Origin of the sequence: Streptomyces sp. CC53, from assembly GCF_001865245.1 — a bacterium.
In the GTDB taxonomy this organism is placed as follows: Bacteria; Actinomycetota; Actinomycetes; order Streptomycetales; family Streptomycetaceae; genus Streptomyces.
The window spans coordinates 74,919-75,717 of sequence record NZ_MKXB01000106.1 but is presented as its reverse complement, the minus strand read 5'-3'; the positions used below and the strand labels follow the sequence as shown (position 1 = coordinate 75,717).

Genomic DNA, 799 nt, shown 5'->3' with positions numbered 1-799 from the left:
CGTCGCGGCCGGCTGCGGCGGCGATGGCGGGGCCTCGGCGGGCGGCGAGGGCGGTGGCTTCGGGGTAGTAGCGGGTGACGTAGGGCTGGAGGAGGTCGAGTTGCTCGGGCTGCCAGAAGCCTTGGGCGGTGGCGGTGAAGAGGTAGTTGGAGAGGGTGTCCTCGTGGAACATGCGCTCCCAGGCGGTGGCTTTGGCTTCGGGGGTGGGGAGGGCGGCGCGGCAGCGGGCGGCGCCTTCCAGTCCGGTGGCGCTGGGGTCGCGGTCGAGTTCGGCGGTGATGTGGGTGTCGTCGACGGCTCCGAGGACGGCGAGGCGCTTGAGGATGCGCCAGCGGAGCTCGGGGTCGAGGTCGGGGCCGCCGGGGACGTTGTTGTCGGCGAGCCAGCCGTGGAGGGTGCCGGTGCGGGTGGTGGTGTCGATGTAGTGGCGTACGGCGGTGAGGCGCAGGCCGGGGTGGGAGCCGTCCTCGGTGCGGCGGATGAGGTCGCGGGTGAGGTCGTTGAGGGTGGTGAGGGTGTCGGGGCGCTGTTCGGCGCGGAGGTAGCGGTCGGCGATCTGGTCGCCGGCGAAGCCGAGGACGGCTTGGACGATGGCGACGTCGGTCTCTTCGCAGAGGTGGGCGCGGGCGGTTTCGACGTAGGCAACGGGGTCGAGGTCGCCGTCGCGGACCATGTCGCGGAGGGTGTTCCAGAGGACGGCGCGGGTGAGGGGGTCGGGGACGCCGGAGAGGGTGCGCAGGGCGGTTTCCTCGGAGTGGGCGTCGAGGCGGATCTTGGCGTAGGTGTAGTCGTGTTCGTT

At 72.0% G+C, this 799-nt stretch carries 1 protein-coding gene; it reads right to left on the bottom strand.

Features of this window, described 5'->3' with window-relative positions; all coding sequences use genetic code 11:
* Positions 1-799, bottom strand: a 799-nt coding sequence (locus BJP40_RS10480) for an ERAP1-like C-terminal domain-containing protein (RefSeq protein WP_177204350.1), incomplete at both ends; no start/stop codon positions are given.